At 51.6% G+C, this 258-nt stretch carries 1 protein-coding gene; it reads left to right on the top strand.

What is annotated here, in order from left to right; genetic code table 11:
- Positions 1 to 258, top strand: a 258-nt coding sequence (locus SB660_RS21845; protein WP_410584529.1) for a KS-MAT linker domain-containing protein, incomplete at both ends; no start/stop codon positions are given.

Here is a 258-nt window from a genome sequence, read left to right as displayed (position 1 = left end):
AAAACGGACGCCGGCCTCGCTGATCTTGCCTACACGTTCCAAGTCGGAAGGGAAGCGATGGAAGAGCGCGCGGCCTTTATCACAAGCGGCACTGCGGAGCTCAAGCGGCAGCTTGCCGATTTTATCAATGATAAGCCGGCTGTAACAGGCTGCTTTAGAGGAGAAAAACAGCAGGCAAAAGATATTGCCTGGCTTTCTGATGATGATGACAGCGCTGAACTCATTGAGAAATGGCTTGCGAAAGGAAAAGGAACGAAG

It is taken from the genome of Bacillus sp. SIMBA_005, from assembly GCF_046535585.1.
GTDB classification, from domain to species: domain Bacteria; phylum Bacillota; class Bacilli; order Bacillales; family Bacillaceae; genus Bacillus; species Bacillus pumilus.
Note: the sequence above shows the minus strand (reverse complement) of the source record. Positions and strands in the feature narration are given on the sequence as shown.